General features: G+C 46.3%; 2 tRNA genes. Both read right to left on the bottom strand.

Annotated elements, in window-relative coordinates:
• Positions 1-95 precede the first annotated feature (95 nt).
• A tRNA-Trp gene (locus AB4307_RS21735) sits at positions 96-172 on the bottom strand.
• 35 nt (positions 173-207) lie between these two features.
• Positions 208-284, bottom strand: a tRNA-Asp gene (locus tag AB4307_RS21730).
• Between the last annotated feature and the right edge of the window lie 55 nt (positions 285-339).

Raw genomic sequence — 339 nt, 5'->3', positions numbered from 1 at the left:
ATTTTCCGGATTGGTATTATACCAGGCTACTTTCTGTAATTTATTAAATTCCAGAAAGCAAAAAGGCTCTAGCATTTCTGCTAGAGCCTTAAATATGGCAGGGGTGGAGAGATTCGAACTCCCAACACGCGGATTTGGAATCCGCTGCTCTGCCAATTGGAGCTACACCCCTATTTTCAGTTTTAAAGAGCTGAAACTCTGAATAAGTGGCGGAGTGGACGGGACTCGAACCCGCGACCCCCGGCGTGACAGGCCGGTATTCTAACCAACTGAACTACCACTCCGCAGTGGAATACTTGTCGTCGCTGACAAGTGTTCAAACTTTTTGTCTTCACTTTT

The organism is Vibrio sp. 10N.261.52.C2 (assembly GCF_041471425.1).
GTDB classification, from domain to species: domain Bacteria; phylum Pseudomonadota; class Gammaproteobacteria; order Enterobacterales; family Vibrionaceae; genus Vibrio; species Vibrio crassostreae_C.
Note: the sequence above shows the minus strand (reverse complement) of the source record. Positions and strands in the feature narration are given on the sequence as shown.